The following is a 21,653-nucleotide window of genomic DNA, read 5'->3' as shown; positions in this document are numbered from 1 at the left end:
CGGTGCCATGATGTCAGTGCCGGCGGGGTGCTAGGCGGGGTGCCAGCCCAGCCGGCTACGGGCACCGCCCGCCGTGCCCCGCCGGGTCCGACGGCACCCAGCCCACAGCACCCTCACCCACCCGACACCTACACCGCCTTCACCGTTCCGATCTTGACCGCATCGCAGTTCTTAGGTGCAATAGGTACGTATTCGGGTACAAGTACGTACCTATTGTACCTATCAAGGGAGTTACCGATGTCCAAGTCAGACACACAGGCGCAGTTGGCGGCCGCCTACGGACGCCTTCTCAACGACACCGGGCGGCGGCCCACGGTGAGGGCGCTCAAGGCGGCCGCCCGCGTGTCCACCGACGCCGCCGCCGCCTTCCTGCGCGATATCGCGACCCAGGATGAGGTGCCCGACGCGCCCGACCTGACGGCACCCCTGCAGGCACTGTGGGCCGCAGCGTGGCACGTGGCGGCCGACACCGCCCGGGCTGAGGTTGCCGAGCAGGTCGACCAGCTCACCGCGGACCTGGTGGCAGCCACGGCCGACGCCGAGCAGCAGCTACAGGCGGCCGACACCGCCCAGACAGCCCAGCATGCGGCCGAGGAGATCGCGGCCACGGCCACGCGTCGTGCCGACGAGTTGGAGCGCCGAGTTGCAGCCCTTGATGAGGAGCTTGCCGGCCTGAGATTACAGATCGCGGACCTACAGGCGGCCGAACGCGCAGCCACCACGCGCGCCGACCGAGCAGAGGCCGCTGTCGACACTCTTCAGGGCGTCCTGGCGACTCTGAAGCCTGTGAAGGCGGTGTAGGTGTCGGGTGGGTGAGGGTGCTGTGGGCTGGGTGCCGTCGGACCCGGCGGGGCACGGCGGGCGGTGCCCGTAGCCGGCTGGGCTGGCACCCCGCCTAGCACCCCGCCGGCACTGACATCATGGCACCGTGGTACTATGGTTGCAGTATACCGTTATTGCGTTAACGCGTCAACGCACCGTACCGACAGAATGGAGGGGAGATGACGGTGATTGATGACACGGCTTCAATGACGCGCCTGAAACTTGAAGGGCTGCCGATCGGCTCGGTGGTCGTAGATGCTGGGGGTGCGCATGGCAGGTCGGCCGGCAGCACTTGTGGTATGCCCCGGGCTTCAGCGAGCCAATTGACTCGTTGGCGCTGGTGGAGGACTGTGGTCCCGTTACGTTGGTGTGGGTGCCGTAAACGATCGTTTCTGAACCGGCTGGAAGAGGGGATGCGACCCGCATGACGGTGTCAGCAGGAAGCGGTCAAAAAACCCGCCGAAACCGAAACCGGTGATAGAGCGTTTTTGACCTGGCTGGTAGCATGGATGGAGGAGTGAATGAGGAGGAGGTAGGAGGTAGATGGTGAGCAGAGCTGGCGAACAGGGCCGCTTTGAGAACCCGATGGCCTACGACGTCATGCGTGAGGTCGCTAACCGCGTGATTGGCCGGTATCTGGCGTGGGAGCGCGCTACCACGGGCATGGAGTCCCAGCGCTGGCAGGACGAACGCATCGGCGTGCGCTTGGCGGTGCGCGCGGTCGATCCTGATGACGCGGGCGCCGTGAGGGAGAAGACGGCTGAGCTGCGCGAGGTGCTGCGGCACATGCCCGACAAGGTGCCCGTGCTCGCATGACAGCCGGTGAGCTGACTGAGGAGCAGCTGCGCACGATCTTCGAGCGAGACATACGCCCCGAGCTGGACGCGCTCGGGGCGTCGTCGCATCAGGACCGGACACTGCTGCTGGCGGTGGTGGGAGGTCAGCCGGGGGCCGGCAAGAGCAAGTCGATTAGCCGTATCCAGGCTCAGCACCCGGGACTTGTCGAGGTCGTCGGCGATGACCTGCGCGTTTACCATCCAGACTACGACCGGCTGATGCGGGAGAATCCGCTGGCGATGCCGGCGGCTACGGCTCAGGCGTCGGGCCGGTGGGTCGGCATGGCGATCGATTACTTGCGTGAGCAACGTCGTAGCACGCTGATTGAGACGACGCTGCGGCAGCCTGACGTGGTGCGCGATACCGTCGCCGGCTTCCGACAAGCGGGATACCGCACTGAGCTGCACGTGGTGGCTGTGCCGATGGAGGTATCCCGGTTGGGGACGATCAGCCGGTACGTCGGGCAGGTAGAGGAGTCCGGAGCGGGACGCTGGACGCCCATGGCTGCGCACGATGTGGCTGCGGCGGCGGTGCCCGGCACGGTGACTGAGCTTGTGAGGTCCGGGGTGGTCGACCAGGTGTCGATCGAGAGTCGTCAGGGCCAAACGTACTACCGGGCGAGCCCGCGCCCGGGGGCATATGAGAGTGCGGCCAAGGAGGCGGCCGCCGCCATTGACAATGCCCGAGATCCGTTGCGGCTGTCGGAGTCTGAGGCGCGTGCGTGGATTGAGGACGCCCGTATCGCTGTGCAGGCATGTGTGCGCACAGGGCAGACCGATTCGGACCTGCTGGCCACTGTCGGGCAGGTGGTCAACCGTGACGCCGTGCGAGTGTCGCAGGCCGCGTATCCGGCTGATGAGCGCGCACGCCAGCAGGCTCTCGATGTGCTGCGCACTGCCCGTCGGCCCCTGGCCAGGCAGGCTCTCGGACAGCGTATCGAGCGAGAGCTGAAGCAGCGCCGCGGGGCCGGCGGTGGCCACGAGCAGCCTCACCGAGACCGGCCCGACAGGAGGGGTGCGCGATGACTGTCGTCGGGTACGCGCGGGTGTCCACGCGGGACCAGAACCCGGCCGCCCAGGAGGCTGAGCTGCGCGAGGCCGGCGCAGTGCGCGTGTTCGTTGATCACGGCACGTCCAGCCGTGTGGCTGACCGGCCGCAATGGGTGGCGTGCCGTGACTATCTTCGCCCGGGCGACGAGCTGGTGTTTCGGGCGCTGGACCGGCTGGCCGGCAGTGAGGTGATGGCCATTCAGGTCATTCACGAGTTGACGGAGCAGGGCGTGAGTATCAGGAGCCTGACCGAGCCGGCGCTGAGCATCGATACGTCCAGTCCGATGGGTCAGGCGATCGTGGGCATCATGGCCGTGCTGGCGCAGCTGCGCGTGGATACGATCCGTGCCAACACGATGCGTGGGCTCGCCTACGCGCGCTCACAAGGGCGGGTAGGAGGTCGCCCCACGGTCATGGGGCCGGAACGAACCGACGCTGCGCTGCGCATGAAGGCGCAAGGTCAGTCCAATACGCACATCGCCACGGTACTGGGTGTGAGCACATCGTCGGTGCGTCGCGCTCTCATCCGCGCCCAAGATAAGAGCGGCGCCTAGGCGTCACGAACTCGTGACAGGCCGGGTGCAGTCGTGGCACCATGAGAGTCGTACTGATGAGTTGAGGAGGGTGGAGCGATGGGTCTTGCGTGGCTGCTGATCGCCTTGGTGATCGCCCTGCTCTTCGGCATCCTGATGATCGCGATAGGTGCCGCGGGCATCGTACTCAACGTCGCGGGATGGCTGTTCGCTGGTGTCGTACGCGTTCTTAGCTGGCTAGTTGTTGGTCTCATCCGGTTTGTCGGATGGGTGATTCGAGGCATGAGGTTGGTCGTCGACCGGATCCGGGACGTTCGGCTCTGAGCGTCTCCGGGTGGGGAGCGCGACGGCGCGCTCCTGCTTGGTTAGCCCGAAGAGCTTCGCTGCTTCAGCGCGGGTGACGTCGCCGGCGTCGAGGAGTGCCTTGCCGGCTGCGGCGAGCTGCGTGCTGGCTCGCCTTGCGTCGTTGAGTGCTGTGCGGAAGGCGTGAAGTCGCTTCTTCTTCGCGCGCAGTTCCTCCTCGTCCTCGCGCAGCATGGCGTCGATCAGATCTGGGTTCTTCTTCGTGGCCATGATCCCTCCATTCGGTAGCGGATCGTCCGAGTGTTTGGGCGACCCGCTTCAGAGTCTAGCGCAGCATGAGCCGCAGATGGTAGGCTGACCCTGACGGGGTAGCAAGCATAGCAACTGTTTAACACAGTCGCTGGTTGTTACCATGGGCTCCGCCCAAACCCTGTAGGAGTGATCTCATGACTGAGCAGAGCGCGAAGCGATCGCGTGGGGTCTTCAAGGGCCTGTGGCTCAGTGAAGCCGAGTGGGCGCGAGTGCAGCGACGCATGGAGATGGCTGGGATTAACTCGTTCTCCGCCTATGCGCGGCAGGCGTTAACGGAGAGCCGGATCGCCGTGACGCGTGTCGCGTTTGACCCGGCTCCGCTGCGTGTGGAGCTGTCGAGGATCGGCAACAACATCAACCAGATCGCTCGTCATGTGAACGTCGATGGCGAGGTCACGGTCGAGCAGATGCGCGCGACCCGTGAGCTGCTGAAGCAGATTCAGCGCACCATCGACGCTGCGGCCGGAGCGGAGGTGGAGTGATGGCGGTGGTGAAGATGTGGCAGATCAAGCAGACGCTGGCAAAGGGGATCGCCTACATCACCAGGCCGGACGCGACGCAGGACGGCACATGGGTATCAACCAACACTGCGGTCATTGACCCGGGAGACTGGCGCGCAATCGCAAGACAGTTCGCGGCCACGCACGAGCGGGTAGGGGTGAGCTCACAGCGAGATGGGAGCGTGCTCGCTCATCACGTGATCCAGTCATTCAAGGTCGGCGAACGAGTCACGACCGAGCAGGCTCATCATCTTGGCGTGCAGCTCGCAGAGCGCATCACGGGAGGCGCCCATGAGTACGTGATCGCCACTCACCTGGACAAGGGACACATCCACAACCACATCATCTTCAACGCGACAAACATGCAGACCGGCCGGAAGTTCCGGTGCCAGAAGGACACGATAGGTCGGGTGCGCGAGATCTCTGACGGACTGTGCCGGGAGGCCGGGCTGACCGTACTGCCGGCTCCGGCGCGCGCAACCGGACGCAGCTTCGGTGACATCTACACGGTGCTGCGAGGCCAAAGTGCGAAGGAGCTGCTGCGCGTGGAGATCGACAAGGCGGCGGCCAAGGCGCGCACGTGGACGGAGCTCGAGAACGACCTGGAGCTCGCGGGCATCGTGACCAGCAGGCGCGGCGGCCAGAACGGCACGCTGTCATTCAGGGAGTCGTCGATGGGGCGTGCTGTGCGCGACTGGAGGCTCGGGGAGGCGTACACCGAGGAATCGATCATGGCTCGGCTGGCCCGCTCGGCGGTCAACAGGATCAGTGTGGATGAGTCAATGATCATCTCCGAGACCGACAAGACGATGACCGTGCACGTGCCCGGCACGGGCCGGCGACTGCGAATGACCGTGGCAACCGGCCAGGTAGTGCGGCACGGACGTAGCGTGCGCATCTACCTGCCGGCAGAGGACCGTCACATGCTCACCGACCGCCGAGGAAGGCTCGCAGCAACGGTCACAACCGCCGACCTATACAACTGGTTCGCCAAGCCGGATCTCGTCGGGATCGGCAAGCAGAAGGACGCGAAGGCCGGCGATATCGCGCAGGTGAGGAGCTGGCATCAGGCCCTAGACGACCTCCACGGCCTACGTGACCGCATCAACGCCAAGTCCCGGTGGATGATCGGCGCCGACGCTGACGTCGAGCACGCCCTGTCGGTGGCATCGGAGCGCCTGGACCGAACGCGGATACGCTTCCAAGACCGACTCGTGGCCGCCGCCGATCTGATGGCCAACGGCGACGACGACGGCGGGAGCCTGGCAGTCCTACAGGCGGACCTGCGCATGACCGAACGGGAAATCCGGCAGCTGAAGACCGATGTGCGGGCACTGACCGCACTGACCAGAGAGGAGTCGAGAATGTCAATCGCCGACAGGATCGAGCGGGGCGCGGCCGCGCGCCGCGCCGAGGAGATCGCCCAGCGCCAGCGGCATGCAGATCAGGCCAATGACCGGGAGACCCCCGGCCACCTGACTGCGCGCCGCGCCGAGTCGGATGCGCAGGAGGTGCGGGTGACTGACCAGAGCCGTGACCGCGACGGGGGCACGGGCCGTGATACCGGCATGACGCTGGGGGAGCGGATCGAGGCCGAGGTGCAGCGCCGCCAAGCAGCACGCCGCACTACGAACATCGAAGGGCGAACCGGAAGGAGCCGATGATGAGTAGCCTGAGTGATCAGGTCGTCGACCTGAACGAGGCCGAGGCCCGCGCCGTAGCGTGCGAGCTGCGACGGTACAGCGACATGCAGGGTGGCTTCGACATCGACGTCGCCATGGTGGAGGCGCGTGCCGAGCTCAGCGCGGACCCCGCGTATGCCTACACTCACGAGGCATACGAGCGGAAGCTCGCCGAGGTCGAGCAGCAGGCTCAACGGCTGGAGGACCAGGCAACCGATGCTGCCACACCGTTCTATCAGCTCGCCGACGACATTGAGCAGTCCAGGCAGATCAACCTCGGCGACGCCGTGGTACGTGGCCCACTCGTCGAGGTCATCGACCACGCCGGCTGGTCGCTCGACGACAAGTACGCCCAACCGCCGACCGACATGCGACGCGTGGTCCAAGCCACACGCGCCGCCGACCGTGCGGCCGAGCGATCTCGGCCCAATGGCCGTGACGCCACGCGCAGGGCGCTGGCCGAGCGCATCGACAAAAGCGTGAGAGACAGGCACGCACACGACCACATGGTCTCTGACCATAGTCGCCGGCCGAACGTCGGCGACGACCTCGGCGGAAGGAGCCGGTAGAGATGGAGATGATCGACTCGGCCAGCGAAGAGGCCAAGCAGGTCGCGGTACGCACAACCGGAGCCGGCGCCCGCACCACCATCCACTTTGCGGTCAAAGTCACAAGTATAGCTGCTCATCTTGGAGGTGGAGCGGCCATCAATGCGCTTCGCTCCATGCGTGATGCGGCGCGGCAGGCTCTGCATGAGCAGCGGACTACGGGGAAGATCACGGTGCGTGAGTTCGGGCGCACCATCACCGGCAACCGGGAAGTGGCCGATATCACCGATCAGGCGGTGGCTCGCGAGCTGGAGAAGACTCTGAAGCGCTACGGGGTGACCTTCGCCGTCGAGCGCGGCAGCGGCACCAGGACCTTCCACGTGCAGGGCAAGGACATCTCGGTCGTCGAGCACGCCCTGTCGGTGGCATCGGAGCGGATCGACCGGCAGATCGCCCGCAACGCCACCCGTCGGCGCAACGCCAAGAAGATCGAGAACCGCGCCGCGCGCACGACCCAGCAGCGTCAGCAGCGTGAGCGCAAGCAGTACCGCAGCGTCCCTGTGCCGAGCGTCCCTGTGCCGAAGGACGCAGAGCAGGACCGACCCGCCCGCTCGGCACGATAAGGAGGCCGCCCAATGAGCAAGACCCGACGCCTCTACCCAACCCAGACATTGATTCTTGTTGGGACTCTGGTCGCGTTCTGGTTAGTCAACCGCGCGAGTGAGCACGTGCGCGAGCACCTGGACGCAGGCCGGCCCGTGGCCACGATGCTCGACGGGCTGCCTAGTGCGATCACCGGCAACCTGCTGCACATCTCCATGAAGCAGACAGATCTGATTGCCGGCGCCGTCGTCGCCGGGATGCTGCTGCTGATCGTGCTGTACAACCTCGGCGGCCGGCAGAACACCAGGCCGGGCGAGGAGCAGGGGTCAGCCGCGTGGGCCGACCCGCATGACATTGCCCCGCTGAGCACCAAGGACCCCGCCCACCGCATCCAGCTGACCGCCACCGAGGCGCTGAGCATCGACACACGGAAAACCGGCCGCAACCTGAATGTCTGCGTCATCGGCGCCTCCGGTACCGGCAAGACAAGGGGATACGTGATGCCGAACCTGGAGACGGCGACAATGTCGAAGGCGATCACCGATCCGAAGGGCGAGATCTACCGCCGCAGCGCCCCTGTACTGAAGAAGGCCGGCTACCAGGTGCGGGTGCTCAACCTGGTCGACCTCCACCGCAGCGGGCACTTCAACCCAATGAGCTACTTCGATGACGCTCAGCCAGAGGCGTCGATCGCGCAGCTGACCGAGTGCATCATCACCAACACCACAACCGACGTCAAGAACCCGGGAGACGGGTTCTGGGAGCGGGCCGAGCGGGCTTTATTGAACGCGCTGATCGCGTACGTGTGGGCCACCAAGGCCGAGGACGACGGTGGCGAGCCGAGCCTGGTCGACGTGGTGGACCTACACAAGCTCATGCAGGCCAGCGAGGGAATCGACGCCGACACATTCGCCTCGAGCGTCGACGACAGGTTCAATGCCGCTGCGCAGATCGTAGAGGAGTGGCGCAAGGCGCCGGCCGATGAGGACGAGGCGGTGATGAAGGTCCTGGAGTTCGCCTGCCGCCAGTACCAGGTCTTCACGCAAGGCGCAGGTGAGACCAAGAAGTCCATCATCATCTCCCTGGGCGTACGGCTAGCCCCCCTGGACATGAGCGATGTGCGCAAGGTAATCGCCGACGACGACCTGGCGATCGACCAGCTCGGCTACGAGCCGACCGCGCTGTTCTTGTGCATCCCCGATGCCCACCAGACCTTCAAGTTCCTCGCCGCGATGTTCTGGAACAGCCTGTTCGCCAAGAACATCTACCTCGCCGACCATGAGGAGACCGGCGAGCTGCCAGTGCCCCTGCACTGCTTCCTCGACGAGTTCGCCAACATCGGCAAGATACCGGGCTTTCCGGTCGTAATTTCCACGATTCGCTCGCGCGGTATCTCGGCCAGCGTGATCGTGCAGTCCCACACCCAGGGCAAGGCGCTGTGGAGGGACGACTGGCCGACCATCGTCGCCAACTGCGACTCCATCCTGTACCTCGGCGGCCGCGACCTGGACACCTTGAAGTGGCTGTCGGCGCTCATCGGAGAGGAGACCGTCACGACCGAGGACATATCACGCACGCACGGCACAACTGGATCATGGACCAAGTCACAGCGAGCGACCAAGCGGGCGCTGATGACCCCCGACGAGATCGGCCGCATGCCAAACGATCAGGCGCTTCTACTAGTGCGTGGGCTCAAGCCGTTCAAGTCACCGAAGGTCCGGCCGTAGTGTCCGTGGTGGTGTAGGCGTCGTCGACCAGCTGCGCGAGCTCGCTGAACACCGTGCGTGTCTGCTGCGCGACTGTATAGGTCACGGGCCGGCCCTGCCGGGCTACGGTGTGCGGCGGGTCCGCGTGCAGCAGCCCACCCTCCTCGAGCGCGTGCAGATCCCGGGGCAGGGACGGCTCCGCGCTCGGCATGGCCTTGCGCACATCCTTCGCGGTGAACTTCCTGCCCAGCCTGATACACGCGAGCAGAATCGCCAGGCGGCGCGGGTTCAGCCGACTGATGGTGGCCACTACCGGCTCCGGGAGCACTACGTCGCACATGAGACGCATCCTCCCACGCCCTACCCTGACTCGTGTAATGTAACAGTTCGTTGCACCCACATCCGCACCTAACGTATAGTGCGATACATGGTCTACCTAAGGAGTATCCCATGGACATGATGACCAGCATCCTCGCCCTGTTCACGAAGTTCGCGATCATCGGCGGCGGGCTCTGGCTGGTCTGGGGCGCCATCGTCACCGGCGGCGCCCTGAAGGACCACAACGGCCCGCAGATCCAGACCGGCGTATGGCAGATCGTCGGCGGCGGACTCATCATCGCCGCTGCGGCCCTCTTCCAGAACATCGCCCTATGAGGCGCACGTCATGGAGGATGCCATTGTTGCCATGCTCAACGCCCTATCGGGCGCTGCGGCCGGGGGCACCGATGACCTGCTGAAGACGCCAGGCGAGTACAACACCGCGCTGTACGTCGCAGCCGTGACGATCCACAACACGGCGGTCAAACCGATCACAGCAGTCATCCTGAGCATCATGTTCGTCCTGATGCTCGCGTCCACCTCCACCAGGGTGGAGGGCGACCGGGAGCTCGGTGTGAGAATCATCGCCGCCACCATGTTCAAGTGCGTCATGGTCCTCGTTGTCGCGCGGTACTCGGCCTCGATCCTCAGCGCAATCAACTCCGTGAGCAGCACAATCGCCACCACTGCGAACGATGTCAGCGTCGGGGGCGCCGCCGACGTCGGCAGCAACATCGGCGATGCGATGCGCGACGACATCGCCGACGCCGGCATGGTCAAGCAGCTAGGAATGCTCGTCATCCTGCTGATCCCCTTCATCGTGGCCGAGATCAGCGGCATGCTCGCCACCGTCCTGGTGTTCGTCCGCTTCTTGCAGCTCTACATGCTCACCGCCTTCTCGTCGCTGCCGCTGGCGTTCTTCGGCCACGAGGACACCAAGCCGCTCGCCATCGGCTATCTCAAGCGATACGCGACCACCTCACTGCAAGGCGTCATGCTCATCATCGCCGTCAAGCTCTACCAGGCCCTCCTGGGCGGATGGCTCGGCAACCACGTCAGCTACGACGGTGAGACGACTGACATGTGGAACTTCGTCATCTCCAACTTCGGCAACTTCCTCATCGCACCCGCAGTACTCATCTTCCTACTGTTCGGCGCCAACAGCATCGCCAAGGCGATCGTAGGGGAGGGATAGCAGATGCTGGAGATGAAGGTCTACCGCGAAATCAGCGCCTATGAGGCCAAAGTCATGTTCGGCCTCTCCTGGCGACAGCTAGGAGCACTGGCCATCGGTATCCCCCTGGCCGGAGGGCTGTTCGCCGCCATCGCCTACACCCTCCACCAGAGCGGATCCACGTGGGAGGCAGCCACTGACACCGCCATGTGGGTCATCTTCCCCGTCCTCATACCTGTAGCCGCCTGGGGATGGTGGCGACCCAAGGGCCTCAAGCCCGAAAGATTCGTCGGCTACCTCCTACAGCACTACCTCAATGGAAAGGTGATTCGATATGACGACACCTACCGCACAGAAGCCCAACCCTTACCTGGATCTCGACCCGGCGCACCTGCCGACCAGGCGCCAGGCGCCGGCCGAGCAGCCCGCCGCAAAGCGCGCCGGCGGCGTACGGCGCGTCCTGGCGAGCATGCTCGGACGCCGCGAAAAAGAAAAGAACGAGCCGAAGCCCGGCGAGCAGCGCGGCCGCCGCGCAGGGCGAGTAGGCGCTGACAACGCCTCCGGCGTCAAGCGGGTCCCCAAGAGCACCCAGCAGCTCCTCGGCTACCAGGCAATGCTCCCCAGCGGCGTGGCCTGGCTTGGAGCAGACGAGTGGTCACTGACGCTGCGCATCAGCGACATCAACTACCTAGCCGCCGAGCAGAGCACCCAAGAGGCCATCGTCGACCGCTGGGCCAGGTTCCTGAACTCCTTCGGCGCCGGCACCCGGCTACAGGTCACCGTCATCAACCGTGTCCTTGACGAGGCGGACGTCGCCCAGCTCGTCCAAAAGCCCCACACGGGCGACGGATGGGACCACTGGCGTGACGACTTCAACCGGATCGTGCGCGGCAAACTCGCGTCCGCCAGCTCCAACACGGTCACCGAGAAGCTACTGACGATCACAGTCCAGGAGCCCGACCGGGAGAAGGCAGAGGCAACACTGCTCCGCCTCGGTCACGAGACCGCAGTGCAGCTCGCCGCCCTCGAGGAAGGGTGCCGTGCCGACATCCTCGACCGGACCCAACGCCTCGAAGTCCTCGCCCACATACTGCGCCCCCACGAGCTGGTCACCTTCAATGAGGACACGTTTCAGCCAGCGCGGCGGCTGGCGACCGCTGACTACGTGGCCCCCTGGGCTGTAGAGACGGCAGATTCGGCAGGCCCGCTCATCCTGCACAACGGCTCGGGAGATACTTACCACACGGTCCTGTGGGTGCGCGACTACCCGGTGTGGCTGTCAGACCGCCTGATCTCCGAGCTGGCCGACATCAAGTGCGACCTGACGGTCAGCCTGCACCTGGAGCCCTACGACCAGGCCGACGGCATGAGCCTGGTGCAGCGGCAGATCGCCGAGCTGGAGATGCAGACGATCGCCGAGCAGAAGAAGGCCCGCAAACAGGGCTACAGCGAGGACCTGATCCCTCACAAGCTCCAGGAGGCTACCGCCGAGGCCAAAGAGCTGCGCGCGGAGCTGGAGTCCTCCAACCAGAAGGTGTTCAGCACCGTCATGGTCATCGGCATCTCGGGTCAGACCCGAGAGAGCCTCGACCAGAACGTCAAGCGCGCCATGACCGTCATCCGCAAGCAGTCATGCGTCGCCGAGATAGCCACCTTCATGCAGCGCGACGCCCTGACCACAGAGCTGCCCATCGGCGTGAGGCGAATCCCCATGCGGCGCACCCTGACCACGGCGTCAGCCGCGATCATCGTCCCCTTCACCACCCAGGAGCTGTTCGTGCCCGGAGGCAACTGGTACGGCGTCAACGCGCAGTCCTCCAACGCCGTAGTAGCCGACCGCACCAGCACCACGAACGGCAACGGGTTCATTCTGGGCACATCCGGCTCCGGCAAGAGCGTGTTCGGGAAGATGGAGATCGCCAACGTGTTCCTGTCCCGGCCCGATGACGACATCATCGTGATCGACCCCGAGCGGGAGTACGAGCCCGTAGTCAGCGCCTTCAGCGGCGCCACTATCCGCGTGGACACCGCCAGCCACGATCGCGTGAACCCCATGGACATCGAGCTAGAGGCCGCCGGCGATGCCGACGACCCGATCACCACCAAGACCCAGTTCGTGCTCTCGATGACGAACGTGCTCATCGGTGGCAGCGACGGCCTGTCCAGCAAGCAGCGCAGCCTCGTGGACCGCGCCGCCGGCACCCTGTACCGGCGCTACGCCGCCGAGGGCGGCCCAATGCCCACCCTCGTTGAGCTGCGCGACGCCCTGGCCGCCACCGGCGACCCCGACGGCGCCGAGCTGGCCACCGCCCTGGAGATCTACACCACCGGCAGCCTCGGCGCGTTCGCCCGGCGCACCAACGTCGACGTGCACAACCGGCTCATCTCCTACGACATCTCCAGCCTCGGCACCGAGCTGCGCACCTTCGGGATGCTGGTAATCCTCGACCAGATATGGAACCGCGTTGTCCGCAACCGCGCACGCGGCCGGCGCACATGGCTCTACATCGACGAGTTCCACCTGCTGTTCTCCAACCGGTTCAGCGCCGAGTACTTCCGCAGCCTGTACAAGCGCGCCCGGAAATGGGGACTGATCCCCACCGGCATCACGCAGAACATCGAGGAGCTGCTGAGCAACGAGGACGCGCGCCTCATGCTCGCCAACTCCGACTTCCTCATGCTGCTGGGACAGAACGCCACCGACGCCGACGCCCTGTGCTCACTACTGCACTTCTCCGCCGAACAGCGCCGGTACTTCACCAACGTCCCCCGGGGGAACGGACTGATGAAGAGCGGCAACACGATCATCCCGATCGACGGACGCATCCCCACCGACTCCAAGCTGTACGGCCTGTTCTCCACCACATTCGGCGACTGATGCACTTATGAAGGGTCTACGCAGCAGCGACGGCTGGCAGGCGACCAGCAACCTCGGGCGCCTCAACCTCAACCGCCGAACCACCTCGCTCATCGGCCATGCCGGCCACGCCGCCGGCCAGGTCGCCCACGCGCCCGGAGCCGTCGGCAGTCCCGGTGACGGCGACCTCATCGACAACGCCGACCAGCAGCTCAAGGACGAGGCCACCAGCACCGTCAAGACCGCCAGCCAAGGCGTCAAACGTACCGCCGACAGTGCCATTAAGACTGCCAGAACGCGAACAGCTCCGACGGTCAAGCATGCGATGCAGGACGGCGCTAAACGGATCGGCCGCCAAGTAGAGCCTGTGCGGAGTGTTGCCTCCTCGGCTGGTGGTCGGGCTGTAGGCGGGCGTGCTGCCGGCCGGGCGATGGGCACCCGCACGGTCAGGGGCGGCATCGTGGCCACCACCCGCCGGGCGGCCGCACAGCGCGCCGCCGCGAAAGCCAAGACGGCCGCCGCCAAGACAGGTGCGCGCACCGGCGTGCGCGCCGCCCGGACCGGTGCGGCCGCGACCAGACAGGCCGCTCAGGCCGCCTCCCTGGTAGCGCGCATCGCGGCCACCGTCATCAGCGCCCTCAGCTCGACCCCCGGGCTCATTGTCGCCGCCGTCGCAGTCTCGATCGCCGTCGCGATCGCCACCATCATCTCCATCATCCCCGGCATCGGCAACGAGGCCGACAAGCAGCAGCGCTCAGCCACCCTCACCGTCACAATCCCTGCCGAATACCTCGACATCGTGACCCGAGCCGGCTCCGTATGCCCGGAGATCACCCCCAACCTGATCGCCGCCCAGATCCAGCAGGAATCCAGCTGGGACCCGACCGCGGGGTCGGACCAGGGAGCCCAAGCCCACGGCATCAGCCAATTTACGCCTAGCACATGGGCCGAATCTGGCCTCGACGGCAACGGGGACGGCAAGGCCGATGTGTGGGACCCCGAGGACGCCATATGGTCCCAGGGCAACCTCATGTGCTCCCTGGTCTCAGACATCCAGGCACGCATCGACGACGGCCGCCTACCCGACGACAGCGACGTCGTCAGCCTCGCGCTGGCTGCCTACAACGCTGGGCTCGGCGCCGTAGACGCCGCCGGCGGAATCCCCGTAAATGGCGAGACTGAGAAGTACGTGCCCGCGATCCTCGCGGCCGCCGGCGGCAGCACTGACGACGGGGGCGTCAGCGCCGACCTCATCGCAGCCGTCGAATGGGCGAAAACGGTGGCAGCTGACGACAGGTACCGGTACGTGTGGGGCGGCAACGGCATCCACCAGGGCGGCTACGACTGCTCCGGCCTGACCAGCGCCGTCTACCGCCGACTCGGCATAAGCCTGCCCCGAACCGCCGCCCAGCAGCAGCAGGTCGGCACCGCCGTCACACGCGACCAGCTTAAGGTCGGCGACCTCATCTTCTGGGGCGATCCGGCATACCACGTCGCCGTCTACGCCGGCGACGGCTGGATGGTCAGCGCAGACAGCCCATTCAGCGGCATCAACTACGAGCCGATCTACGGCTCACCAAGCAGCTACAGGAGAATCCAATGACACTGCGCCGGCGCACCGCCCTCCTCGCCGCTGGCACTGCCATGGCCGTGGCCGCGTGTGGCCACACCGCCGCAGACAGTTCAGCCTCCGAACAGCCGACCAGTGCTGCCGCGACGCCCAGCATCACCCCTGGTTACGCACCAGACGGCACCCCGATCCCCAGTCGCAAGCCCACGTGGCTCGATGGCTTGCCCGACCCCGCCACCATCGACCGCACCGACCCCGAGGCCGTCATCACTGCCTACGTCATAACCGCCGAGACCTGGGACACCACCATCGACAAAACCAGCGCCTACGCATCCCAACGCGCAGCCATCTACCGCACCACCGCGCTGCGCGCCGCGGCCGAGGACTACGACCCCGACACCGCCAAAGCACAGGGCGCCTTCCTCGCAGCTGCCAAGCACGACTCCTACACCACCGTCACCATCCGCGAGATCGTCAAGGAAGGCCTCGACCCCGACCAGGACGGCGACTACCGCCGCATAGTCCACTACCTCATCACCACCACACCACGCGACGGCTCCACCACCAGCTCCGAGGCATGGGACGCATGGGTCACGACCACCCGCGAGGACGGCCAGTGGGCCATCGCAAGCATGCAGACCCAACCCACCGAGTACTGAAGGAGCCCCACCAATGCAAATCGACGCCACCACCGCCAAAGACGGCAGCGCCATCCTCACCATCGACGGCACCCAACAGCGGAAGATCAACACCGCCACTCTCGACGACGCTCGCGCCAAAGTCATCGAGATCGCCCGCGACCACGCAGCCACAGCCGGCGACAACGCCATCCTCACCGCCTCCGACCCCGATGGCACGTGGACCGTCATTATCACCCCCGACGGCACCATCCACGACCCCGCCCAGCCCCCGGCCACCTACCAGCAACCACCGGCACCAGCCGGGTCCGCCGTCCAGCAGCCTGCACCGCCCGAGGCGAAAACTCAGCAGCCCACCGCATCAATGCCCGTGGAGACTGCACCCCAGCAGGCACCTCAGCCGCGGCAGTCCTTCTTGGTGCGGGAGCAGACCGAGGAGCCCGCGACGCAGGGATGGCGGGGAGTTGCCGCACGGCTAGGAATCCGCGTGGGCCCCAGCGAGACCGAGCGTGCCGAACGGGCCGATGTGCAGGCAGTCAGCCAGCACTGGCCGGGCCCGCGCACGATCGCGATCGTCAACGCCAAGGGAGGAGCCGGCAAGACCCCGACTACCGTGCTACTCGCCGCGGTGTTCGCCCGCTACGGCGGTGCCGGTGTGCTTACCTGGGACAACAACCAGACCCGGGGAACCCTGGGATGGCGCACCGAGCAAGGACCACACGACGCCACCGTCCTGGAACTGCTGCCCCAGGTTGACCGGCTCCTGGGCACCGGAGCCCAGTCCGCCGACCTCGCCCACTTCGTGCATCACCAGACCCGAGACCGCTTCGACGTGCTTCGCTCCAAGCCCACCGCCCTATCGGCGGACCAGCGCGTGGACGCCTCGGATGTGGATGCAATCCATCAGGTTGCCTCAAAGTACTACCGACTGATCTTCGTCGACTCGGGCAACGACGAATCCGACCCCATGTGGCTGCGGATGATCGATCACACCGACCAGCTGGTGGTCGCCACTACCACCCGTGACGACCACGCCGAAGCCGGCGCCCTACTGCTCGAGGCCCTCACCAACCGGGACCAGCACGGCGCCGACCTCGCCCGGCAAGCGGTGGTCGTAGTCACCCAGGCCGATCCTCGCGCCCGGGGCAATGACATTGAACGCGTCGTCAACGGCTACCGCGACCTGGCGCGCGAGGCACGCACCATTCCCTATGACCCCGCCATGGTCGACGGCGTGCTCCGGTACGGCTCGCTCAAGCCGGTGACGCAGCGGGCCTGGATGGCGGCCGCAGCGGCGGTGGCGCGGGGCCTGTGACAACGGATAAGGCGGGCGCGACACGCCAAGACAAAGCGAGACGTCGTCCTAGGTGTACGACTAGCATATGGTCCGTGACAAAAGTTCGGCGACTTCCACGAGGTACACGGGTCGATCCCGTTTCAACGCCCTGGGTGATTGAGCGCTCCGCCAAGGAACGGTTCGATGCCATCGCCCGCAACTCGGGTATGTCGTCTGCCGCGCTCCTAGAGCTCGTCATCCAGCACCTAGCCGACAACCTCACGAGCCGCGGTGTGCCATCGTGGCTGCCACAGCCAGAACCGGATGAGGGGGAACTCCCCATCGACGAACTCGAAAACAAAGAGGGCTCCCGCCCCTAGCGGGGCGGGAGCCCAAAGATTGCGCCCTTGATCTGCCTTGTTTGGCGACAGAAGAACCAGATCCAAAGGCGTGACCCAGAAGACGAAGGAGGCAGAACGAATAAGGATCTGACCCCCAGGACATCCCCCAAGCAAACCAGAGAAGCGAGTCATCATGCCCATAACTGAACTGATGCCCACATCTGCGGTGATGTCTCCATGGTAGCAGGACAGATCGACCGCGGCGACGATACATGTACCGGCGCGGCGTGGGACTGCACGCGTGATCTGAGCCCTCGGCTTGCGGTGCGTGTGGCTACGATCGACGCGTACGGTCATGCGGTCAATCAGTACACGGGCGAGCGCCGTGTGGATGGCGTAGAGCCGGATCGGCCGTGGGCGGTGTATCTGGCTGGCGCAGATGGCCGCTACCGGCTGCTCGCGTTCGACCTCGACGCCAAGGCCAACGCCGAGGTGGCAGTGCGCGACGCCGGCATGATTGCGGGGCTCTTGAGCGACGTCGGCCTCGGCGCTGTGGTGTGCGAGTCCGGCCCCGGTGGTGGTCGTCACGTGTGGACCGCTCTGGACGAGTCGGTGGATGCCGATACCGTGGCCACGCTCGCGCGCCTGGCCCGGCATGTGTGCCCGAGTCTCGACATCGCGCCGCTGGTCAACCCGGCGACCGGCTGTGTGCGGCCACCGGGTGCACCGCACCGCAGCGGCGGCCGCTCCAGGGTGCTCAGCGGCGACCTGAGCACGCTCACGAACCCTACCGGTACCGCCGAGCAGGTCCGCCGGCTCATCGAGGCCCTGGCCCAGCTCGTCGACGACTCCGAGCCGACCCGCACCGTCGACCCGCGCAGACCGCTACCTGTAGACGATCACGCACGGCTCTACCTGCCCGGCCCGCGCCGCGAGCTGCCGGCGGCCTCGGCGGCCGCCCTGCACGAGGACGCCGCCTGCGGTGACGCCTCCGCCGTACTGTGGCGCGTCCTGATCGGCGCCGCCGCTGCCCACTGGCACCACGCCGACATCGCCGAGCTCGTGGCCACCGCACCCGGCCTCGAGCACATCCGCACCTACCGCGACCGCAGCCAGCGCCGGCCCCGCACCCGCACAGACGCCCAACGGGTCCTGCGCCGGCAGTGGGACAGGGCCGTCCGGTACGTGGCCACGAGCGGCCGCCAGGTCGGCGACGATCCCACCTTCGACGCCAGGGCCAGCGCGACCGCCGCTCTCGTGCGCCACGTCCAGTCCCGCGCCGATGCCGCCGGCGGTCGGTGGACCCACGGCGGCGGCCCCACCGACCGCCGCGTCCTGGACGTGCTGTGCACCCTTGCCCTCCAGGCTGTCCAGACCGCCGTCGAGGCAGACATACGCCGGCTGGCCCTCCTGGCCGGCATCGGCCGCGAGACCGCCCGCACAGCACTCCTCCGCCTAGCAGCCGACGGATGGATCGCCCAGGTCGCCGGCGCCGATGGACCCCACGCGGCGACCTGGGCGATCGATCCACCAGATGATTTCCACAGGGATCTAGGTGCAGGTCGGTCACAAGCGGACCCGCGCCCCGCAGGGGCCGGGTCCGCAGAGCGCACCGCCCTCCTGCACAGCCTCACCCATCGCCTTACCGATGCTGCACACGACCTGTTCACCGCTGGCGTCGGTGGGCTTGGTCACCACGCGGGCAATGCCTACGCCCGCACCAGTACCGAGCCCCAGTCCACCGCCGAGCTCGCGCGCCAGACCGGAGACTCCCCCGCGGCCACCGCCCGAACCCTCAACAAGCTCGTATCAGCCGGAGTGCTGAAGCGATCGCCTCAGGGGTGGTGCCGCTACCGCACGGACCGCCGCACGGCGGCCGCCCGTCGTGCCGGCGTCGACGGACGCCTCGCCCAGCGCGCACGCCGATACCTGATCGAGCGCGAGCTGTGGGCCTGGTGGCAGGCCGAGGACGCGTGGATGCGTGCGCCACGGCGCCCGGGTGCTAAGCGCCGCCCGGCCCGCGGCCAGCTCACGCTCGTACCCGAGACCGGCACCCACGCATACGGGCCACACCCACGCCGAGCTGACGGCCGCCTCGACTGGCGACAAGCCAGACGCGTCATCGAGCACGACCGCTACGGCCAGGCACCCCGTCGACGACCCACCGAGACCGACCCGCTGCCGGCCGCGCGCACCGCCTAGCTGGTCGGGTGGGTGAGGGTGCTGTGGGCTGGGTGCCGTCGGACCCGGCGGGGCACGGCGGGCGGTGCCCGTAGCCGGCTGGGCTGGCACCCCGCCTGGCACCCCGCCGGCACTGACATCATGGCACCGCGGTACTATGGTTGCAGTACACCGTTATTGCGTTAACGCATTAGGGTGCAGTACTATGGTCTCATAGTGCCGAGAGAGCGGAAGGGAAGCATGAGGATTGCAGTCGTTAACACCAAGGGTGGCGTGGGCAAGACAACGACCTCGATACTGCTGGCCTGCGCAGCGGTACGCGTTGGCCGAACGGTAGAGGTCTGGGACGCCGACCCGCAGGGCAGCGCAACCACGTGGGCACTTACCGCCGCGGACGCCGACGACCCCCTACCGTTCAATGTTGTAGCCGTCAATGCCACGCACCTGAAAAGACTGCGGCAGCACACCCCCACGGTCGACCTGCTGATCGTGGACACGCCACCCGGAGGAGCTGACGCCGTGCAGCTGGCGATCGACGCTGCCGATCTGGTCGTCATCCCAACACTTGCGTCGGGCATGGACATGCAGCGCGTGTGGCCCACACTTGACGCAGCCAGCCACCGCAACCGCGCAGTCCTCATCACCAGCGCCGAACCACGCACCAACGCACACTCGGCCGCCGTCGACGTGCTCACCGACCAGCATGAGCCGCTGTTCTCGACCGTCATCCCTAAACGTCAAGGTGTCCGCGCAATGTTCGGCACCAACCCTCATGGCCTGTACAGATATGACGAGCTGCTGACTGAGATCCAGGAGGCGATGACTTGAGCGCACCATCGATCCTTACCGTCGGCAACACCTACTAGCCACCATCGTGGCAGCCATGGCTTTACCCAGCACATACCAGCCGCCCGCGACATCCTCACCGCCATCACCGATCAGTCAACGAAGGAGCCCAATAATGATGATAATTACCCCTGAAACCTGGAACCCCTTCAGCCCTCGGCCTGATATATTTCTGGCCGGTGGTATCACCGGGTGCCCTGATTGGCAGGCCGACGCAATTCAGATGCTCACCGAGCTTGGCCCCGACAACCTCGTGGTCGCCAACCCCCGCCGACAGCACCCCATCCCATCGGAAGGGGGTGCGGCGATGGAGCAGATCACATGGGAGTGGCGGCGTCTGCTCGAGGCGCCCGTGATCCTGTTCTGGTTCGCCCCTAAACAAATTCAACCGATCGCGCTCATGGAGCTCAGCAAAGCGCTGGCCGAGCGCCGAAACATCGTAATTGGCGCCGACCCCGGCTACCCGAGGCGCTTCGACGTCGTGGTCCGATGCGCTCTCGAGAACTACGGACAGGTTATCGCCGAAACACTCGAAGACACGGTCGCTGACGCCGTATACCAGCTCGACCGCGTCAAAGGAGGCAGTGATGAGAGAAGTACTGAAGCGCAATGCTCTTAACGGGGGCGACATCCGCCGCAGCCTCGACGACATCACCCACTGAAAGGACACACGATCATGGCTGGTGATACCGTCATCACGATTATCGGGAATCTGACTGCGGACCCCGAGATGCGCTTCACGCCCTCGGGTGCGGCGGTCGCCTCCTTCACCATCGCCTCCACCCCGCGCAGCTTCGACCGGCAGGCCCAGGAGTGGCGCGACGGGGAGACCCTGTTCATGCGCTGCCAGGTCTGGCGCGATGCCGCGGAGAACGTGGCCGAGTCGCTGACCAAGGGCACCCGCGTGATCGCGCAGGGCCGCCTGGTGCAGCGCTCATACACCACCCGTGAGGGCGAGAACCGCACGGTGGTGGAGATGCAGGTGGACGAGATCGGCCCGTCGCTGCGCTACGCCAAGGCTCAGGTCACCCGCCAGCCCCGCGGGGGCGGCCAGGGCGGCGGCTACAACGCCCCGGCCGGCGGCGCCCCGGACGACCCCTGGGCCACCGGCGGCACCAGCTTCGGCGACGAGCCCCCGTTCTGAGAGGAATTGAAATGAGTAGTCAGAAGAAGAACAGCTTGAAGGCTACCATGGGACCACGTCGTGAGTCCGGAACGCCGGTCGCTGAAACCTTCGTTGGGGCTGCGAAGTCGCCGGCGGGCGATGATGGGCGTACCTCGCAGACCTCGGTCAGGCTGCCGGCCGATCTGCACAAGCGTGCCCGCTACTACTCGATAGACCACGATGTGAGTCTGAACCAGCTCATCGTCGAAGGCCTCGAAATGCGCCTCGAACAGTAGCGTCACGCCACGGTGCGGTGCGTTGATGCGTTAACGCAATAACGGTGTACTGCAACCATAGTACCGCGGTGCCATGATGTCAGTGCCGGCGGGGTGCTAGGCGGGGTGCCAGCCCAGCCGGCTACGGGCACCGCCCGCCGTGCCCCGCCGGGTCCG

The 21,653-nt window shown here is 66.2% G+C and carries 22 protein-coding genes and 1 pseudogene; 21 read left to right on the top strand and 2 right to left on the bottom strand.

Translation table 11 applies throughout. From position 1 onward, the window contains the following. The first annotated feature begins 237 nt into the window (after positions 1–237). The 4 genes from GZ998_RS08980 to GZ998_RS08965 all read left to right on the top strand — a co-directional run bounded on the left by GZ998_RS08980 (position 238) and on the right by GZ998_RS08965 (position 3,262). Positions 238–801 (top strand): hypothetical protein, encoded by a 564-nt coding sequence (locus GZ998_RS08980; protein ID WP_219109655.1) that lies wholly within the window; start codon positions 238–240, stop codon positions 799–801. 564 nt (positions 802–1,365) lie between these two features. Then, on the top strand, positions 1,366–1,638 hold the full coding sequence (locus tag GZ998_RS08975; RefSeq protein ID WP_219109654.1) for a hypothetical protein: 273 nt from the start codon (positions 1,366–1,368) through the stop codon (positions 1,636–1,638). Continuing rightward, a complete protein-coding gene (locus GZ998_RS08970) occupies positions 1,635–2,684 on the top strand; it encodes a zeta toxin family protein (protein ID WP_219109653.1) in 1,050 nt (349 codons plus the stop codon). Before GZ998_RS08975 ends, GZ998_RS08970 begins: the two co-directional genes overlap by 4 nt. Further along, positions 2,681–3,262 carry a recombinase family protein gene (locus GZ998_RS08965; RefSeq protein ID WP_219109652.1) on the top strand — a complete coding sequence of 194 codons (582 nt, stop codon included), beginning with the start codon at positions 2,681–2,683 and terminating at the stop codon, positions 3,260–3,262. The genes GZ998_RS08970 and GZ998_RS08965 overlap by 4 nt, the downstream gene beginning before the upstream one ends. 216 nt (positions 3,263–3,478) lie before the next feature. Here the strand turns inward: GZ998_RS08965 and GZ998_RS08960 are convergent, their stop codons facing one another. Beyond that, positions 3,479–3,814, bottom strand: a complete 336-nt coding sequence (locus GZ998_RS08960; RefSeq protein WP_219109651.1) for a hypothetical protein — start codon at positions 3,812–3,814, stop codon at positions 3,479–3,481. A 176-nt stretch (positions 3,815–3,990) separates the two neighbouring features. On the opposite strand from GZ998_RS08960, the gene GZ998_RS08955 reads away from it, so the two are divergent. Genes GZ998_RS08955 through GZ998_RS08935 form a run of 5 tightly spaced genes read left to right on the top strand, consistent with a single transcriptional unit; the run spans position 3,991 to position 8,916 of the window. Then, the gene (locus GZ998_RS08955) at positions 3,991–4,338 is read left to right on the top strand and encodes a MobC family plasmid mobilization relaxosome protein (protein ID WP_219109650.1); all 348 of its coding nucleotides are present in this window, start codon (positions 3,991–3,993) and stop codon (positions 4,336–4,338) included. After that, entirely contained in the window at positions 4,338–6,020 is a 1,683-nt protein-coding gene (locus GZ998_RS08950) for a relaxase/mobilization nuclease domain-containing protein (protein WP_219109649.1), read from the top strand. The genes GZ998_RS08955 and GZ998_RS08950 overlap by 1 nt, the downstream gene beginning before the upstream one ends. After that, the gene (locus GZ998_RS08945; RefSeq protein WP_219109648.1) at positions 6,020–6,607 is read left to right on the top strand and encodes a hypothetical protein; all 588 of its coding nucleotides are present in this window, start codon (positions 6,020–6,022) and stop codon (positions 6,605–6,607) included. The genes GZ998_RS08950 and GZ998_RS08945 overlap by 1 nt, the downstream gene beginning before the upstream one ends. 2 nt (positions 6,608–6,609) lie before the next feature. Further along, positions 6,610–7,209, top strand: coding sequence for a DUF3801 domain-containing protein (locus GZ998_RS08940; protein ID WP_219109647.1), 600 nt, complete (start codon positions 6,610–6,612; stop codon positions 7,207–7,209). 12 nt (positions 7,210–7,221) lie between these two features. Continuing rightward, the gene (locus tag GZ998_RS08935; protein ID WP_219109646.1) at positions 7,222–8,916 is read left to right on the top strand and encodes a VirD4-like conjugal transfer protein, CD1115 family; all 1,695 of its coding nucleotides are present in this window, start codon (positions 7,222–7,224) and stop codon (positions 8,914–8,916) included. On the opposite strand, the gene GZ998_RS08930 is transcribed toward GZ998_RS08935, so the two are convergent. Beyond that, the gene (locus GZ998_RS08930; RefSeq protein ID WP_219109645.1) at positions 8,891–9,235 is read right to left on the bottom strand and encodes a hypothetical protein; all 345 of its coding nucleotides are present in this window, start codon (positions 9,233–9,235) and stop codon (positions 8,891–8,893) included. The two genes, GZ998_RS08935 and GZ998_RS08930, sit on opposite strands and share 26 nt — an antisense overlap. Before the next feature lie 110 nt (positions 9,236–9,345). Between GZ998_RS08930 and GZ998_RS08925 the strand changes: the two genes are divergently transcribed. From GZ998_RS08925 to GZ998_RS08870, 12 genes and pseudogenes are all read left to right on the top strand, one after another. Next, complete coding sequence (locus GZ998_RS08925) at positions 9,346–9,549, top strand: hypothetical protein (protein ID WP_219109644.1); 204 nt, start codon at positions 9,346–9,348, stop codon at positions 9,547–9,549. 10 nt (positions 9,550–9,559) lie between these two features. Further along, positions 9,560–10,408 (top strand): type IV secretion system protein, encoded by an 849-nt coding sequence (locus tag GZ998_RS08920; protein WP_219109643.1) that lies wholly within the window; start codon positions 9,560–9,562, stop codon positions 10,406–10,408. Between the two features lie 3 nt (positions 10,409–10,411). Beyond that, a pseudogene (locus tag GZ998_RS13500) lies at positions 10,412–10,699 on the top strand (PrgI family protein); the annotation flags it as partial. 22 nt (positions 10,700–10,721) lie between these two features. Then, positions 10,722–13,265, top strand: a complete 2,544-nt coding sequence (locus tag GZ998_RS08910; RefSeq protein ID WP_257505735.1) for a VirB4-like conjugal transfer ATPase, CD1110 family — start codon at positions 10,722–10,724, stop codon at positions 13,263–13,265. A gap of 7 nt (positions 13,266–13,272) precedes the next feature. Continuing rightward, positions 13,273–14,847 (top strand): bifunctional lytic transglycosylase/C40 family peptidase, encoded by a 1,575-nt coding sequence (locus tag GZ998_RS13160; RefSeq protein WP_257505734.1) that lies wholly within the window; start codon positions 13,273–13,275, stop codon positions 14,845–14,847. Next, entirely contained in the window at positions 14,844–15,473 is a 630-nt protein-coding gene (locus GZ998_RS08900) for a hypothetical protein (RefSeq protein WP_219109640.1), read from the top strand. Before GZ998_RS13160 ends, GZ998_RS08900 begins: the two co-directional genes overlap by 4 nt. 13 nt (positions 15,474–15,486) lie before the next feature. Next, the gene (locus GZ998_RS08895) at positions 15,487–16,767 is read left to right on the top strand and encodes an AAA family ATPase (protein ID WP_219109639.1); all 1,281 of its coding nucleotides are present in this window, start codon (positions 15,487–15,489) and stop codon (positions 16,765–16,767) included. A gap of 539 nt (positions 16,768–17,306) precedes the next feature. Beyond that, a complete protein-coding gene (locus GZ998_RS08890) occupies positions 17,307–19,271 on the top strand; it encodes a hypothetical protein (protein WP_219109638.1) in 1,965 nt (654 codons plus the stop codon). Between the two features lie 219 nt (positions 19,272–19,490). Further along, positions 19,491–20,078: a ParA family protein gene (locus tag GZ998_RS08885; protein ID WP_219109637.1), complete on the top strand. Its 588-nt coding sequence runs from the start codon at positions 19,491–19,493 to the stop codon at positions 20,076–20,078. A 133-nt stretch (positions 20,079–20,211) separates the two neighbouring features. Further along, positions 20,212–20,715, top strand: coding sequence for a nucleoside 2-deoxyribosyltransferase domain-containing protein (locus GZ998_RS08880; RefSeq protein ID WP_219109636.1), 504 nt, complete (start codon positions 20,212–20,214; stop codon positions 20,713–20,715). A gap of 57 nt (positions 20,716–20,772) precedes the next feature. Beyond that, a complete protein-coding gene (locus GZ998_RS08875; protein WP_219109635.1) occupies positions 20,773–21,240 on the top strand; it encodes a single-stranded DNA-binding protein in 468 nt (155 codons plus the stop codon). Between the two features lie 11 nt (positions 21,241–21,251). Next, complete coding sequence (locus GZ998_RS08870; RefSeq protein ID WP_219109634.1) at positions 21,252–21,497, top strand: toxin-antitoxin system HicB family antitoxin; 246 nt, start codon at positions 21,252–21,254, stop codon at positions 21,495–21,497. Positions 21,498–21,653: the final 156 nt, after the last annotated feature.

Origin of the sequence: Actinomyces sp. 594, assembly GCF_019325145.1 — a bacterium.
In the GTDB taxonomy this organism is placed as follows: Bacteria; Actinomycetota; Actinomycetes; order Actinomycetales; family Actinomycetaceae; genus Actinomyces.
This window is presented reverse-complemented; position numbering and strand designations above follow the sequence as displayed.

Coding starts and splice junctions, on each gene's coding strand:
- GZ998_RS08880 (WP_219109636.1), top strand. CDS start 20,212: ATGATGATAATTACCCCTGAAACCTGGAACCCCTTCAGCCCTCGGCCT.
- GZ998_RS08935 (WP_219109646.1), top strand. CDS start 7,222: ATGAGCAAGACCCGACGCCTCTACCCAACCCAGACATTGATTCTTGTT.
- GZ998_RS08895 (WP_219109639.1), top strand. CDS start 15,487: ATGCAAATCGACGCCACCACCGCCAAAGACGGCAGCGCCATCCTCACC.
- GZ998_RS08930 (WP_219109645.1), bottom strand. CDS start 9,235: ATGTGCGACGTAGTGCTCCCGGAGCCGGTAGTGGCCACCATCAGTCGG.
- GZ998_RS08920 (WP_219109643.1), top strand. CDS start 9,560: ATGGAGGATGCCATTGTTGCCATGCTCAACGCCCTATCGGGCGCTGCG.
- GZ998_RS08910 (WP_257505735.1), top strand. CDS start 10,722: ATGACGACACCTACCGCACAGAAGCCCAACCCTTACCTGGATCTCGAC.
- GZ998_RS08955 (WP_219109650.1), top strand. CDS start 3,991: ATGACTGAGCAGAGCGCGAAGCGATCGCGTGGGGTCTTCAAGGGCCTG.
- GZ998_RS08950 (WP_219109649.1), top strand. CDS start 4,338: ATGGCGGTGGTGAAGATGTGGCAGATCAAGCAGACGCTGGCAAAGGGG.
- GZ998_RS08960 (WP_219109651.1), bottom strand. CDS start 3,814: ATGGCCACGAAGAAGAACCCAGATCTGATCGACGCCATGCTGCGCGAG.
- GZ998_RS08975 (WP_219109654.1), top strand. CDS start 1,366: ATGGTGAGCAGAGCTGGCGAACAGGGCCGCTTTGAGAACCCGATGGCC.
- GZ998_RS08870 (WP_219109634.1), top strand. CDS start 21,252: ATGAGTAGTCAGAAGAAGAACAGCTTGAAGGCTACCATGGGACCACGT.
- GZ998_RS08980 (WP_219109655.1), top strand. CDS start 238: ATGTCCAAGTCAGACACACAGGCGCAGTTGGCGGCCGCCTACGGACGC.
- GZ998_RS13160 (WP_257505734.1), top strand. CDS start 13,273: ATGAAGGGTCTACGCAGCAGCGACGGCTGGCAGGCGACCAGCAACCTC.
- GZ998_RS08925 (WP_219109644.1), top strand. CDS start 9,346: ATGGACATGATGACCAGCATCCTCGCCCTGTTCACGAAGTTCGCGATC.
- GZ998_RS08970 (WP_219109653.1), top strand. CDS start 1,635: ATGACAGCCGGTGAGCTGACTGAGGAGCAGCTGCGCACGATCTTCGAG.
- GZ998_RS08965 (WP_219109652.1), top strand. CDS start 2,681: ATGACTGTCGTCGGGTACGCGCGGGTGTCCACGCGGGACCAGAACCCG.
- GZ998_RS08890 (WP_219109638.1), top strand. CDS start 17,307: ATGGTAGCAGGACAGATCGACCGCGGCGACGATACATGTACCGGCGCG.
- GZ998_RS08940 (WP_219109647.1), top strand. CDS start 6,610: ATGGAGATGATCGACTCGGCCAGCGAAGAGGCCAAGCAGGTCGCGGTA.
- GZ998_RS08875 (WP_219109635.1), top strand. CDS start 20,773: ATGGCTGGTGATACCGTCATCACGATTATCGGGAATCTGACTGCGGAC.
- GZ998_RS08885 (WP_219109637.1), top strand. CDS start 19,491: ATGAGGATTGCAGTCGTTAACACCAAGGGTGGCGTGGGCAAGACAACG.
- GZ998_RS08945 (WP_219109648.1), top strand. CDS start 6,020: ATGAGTAGCCTGAGTGATCAGGTCGTCGACCTGAACGAGGCCGAGGCC.
- GZ998_RS08900 (WP_219109640.1), top strand. CDS start 14,844: ATGACACTGCGCCGGCGCACCGCCCTCCTCGCCGCTGGCACTGCCATG.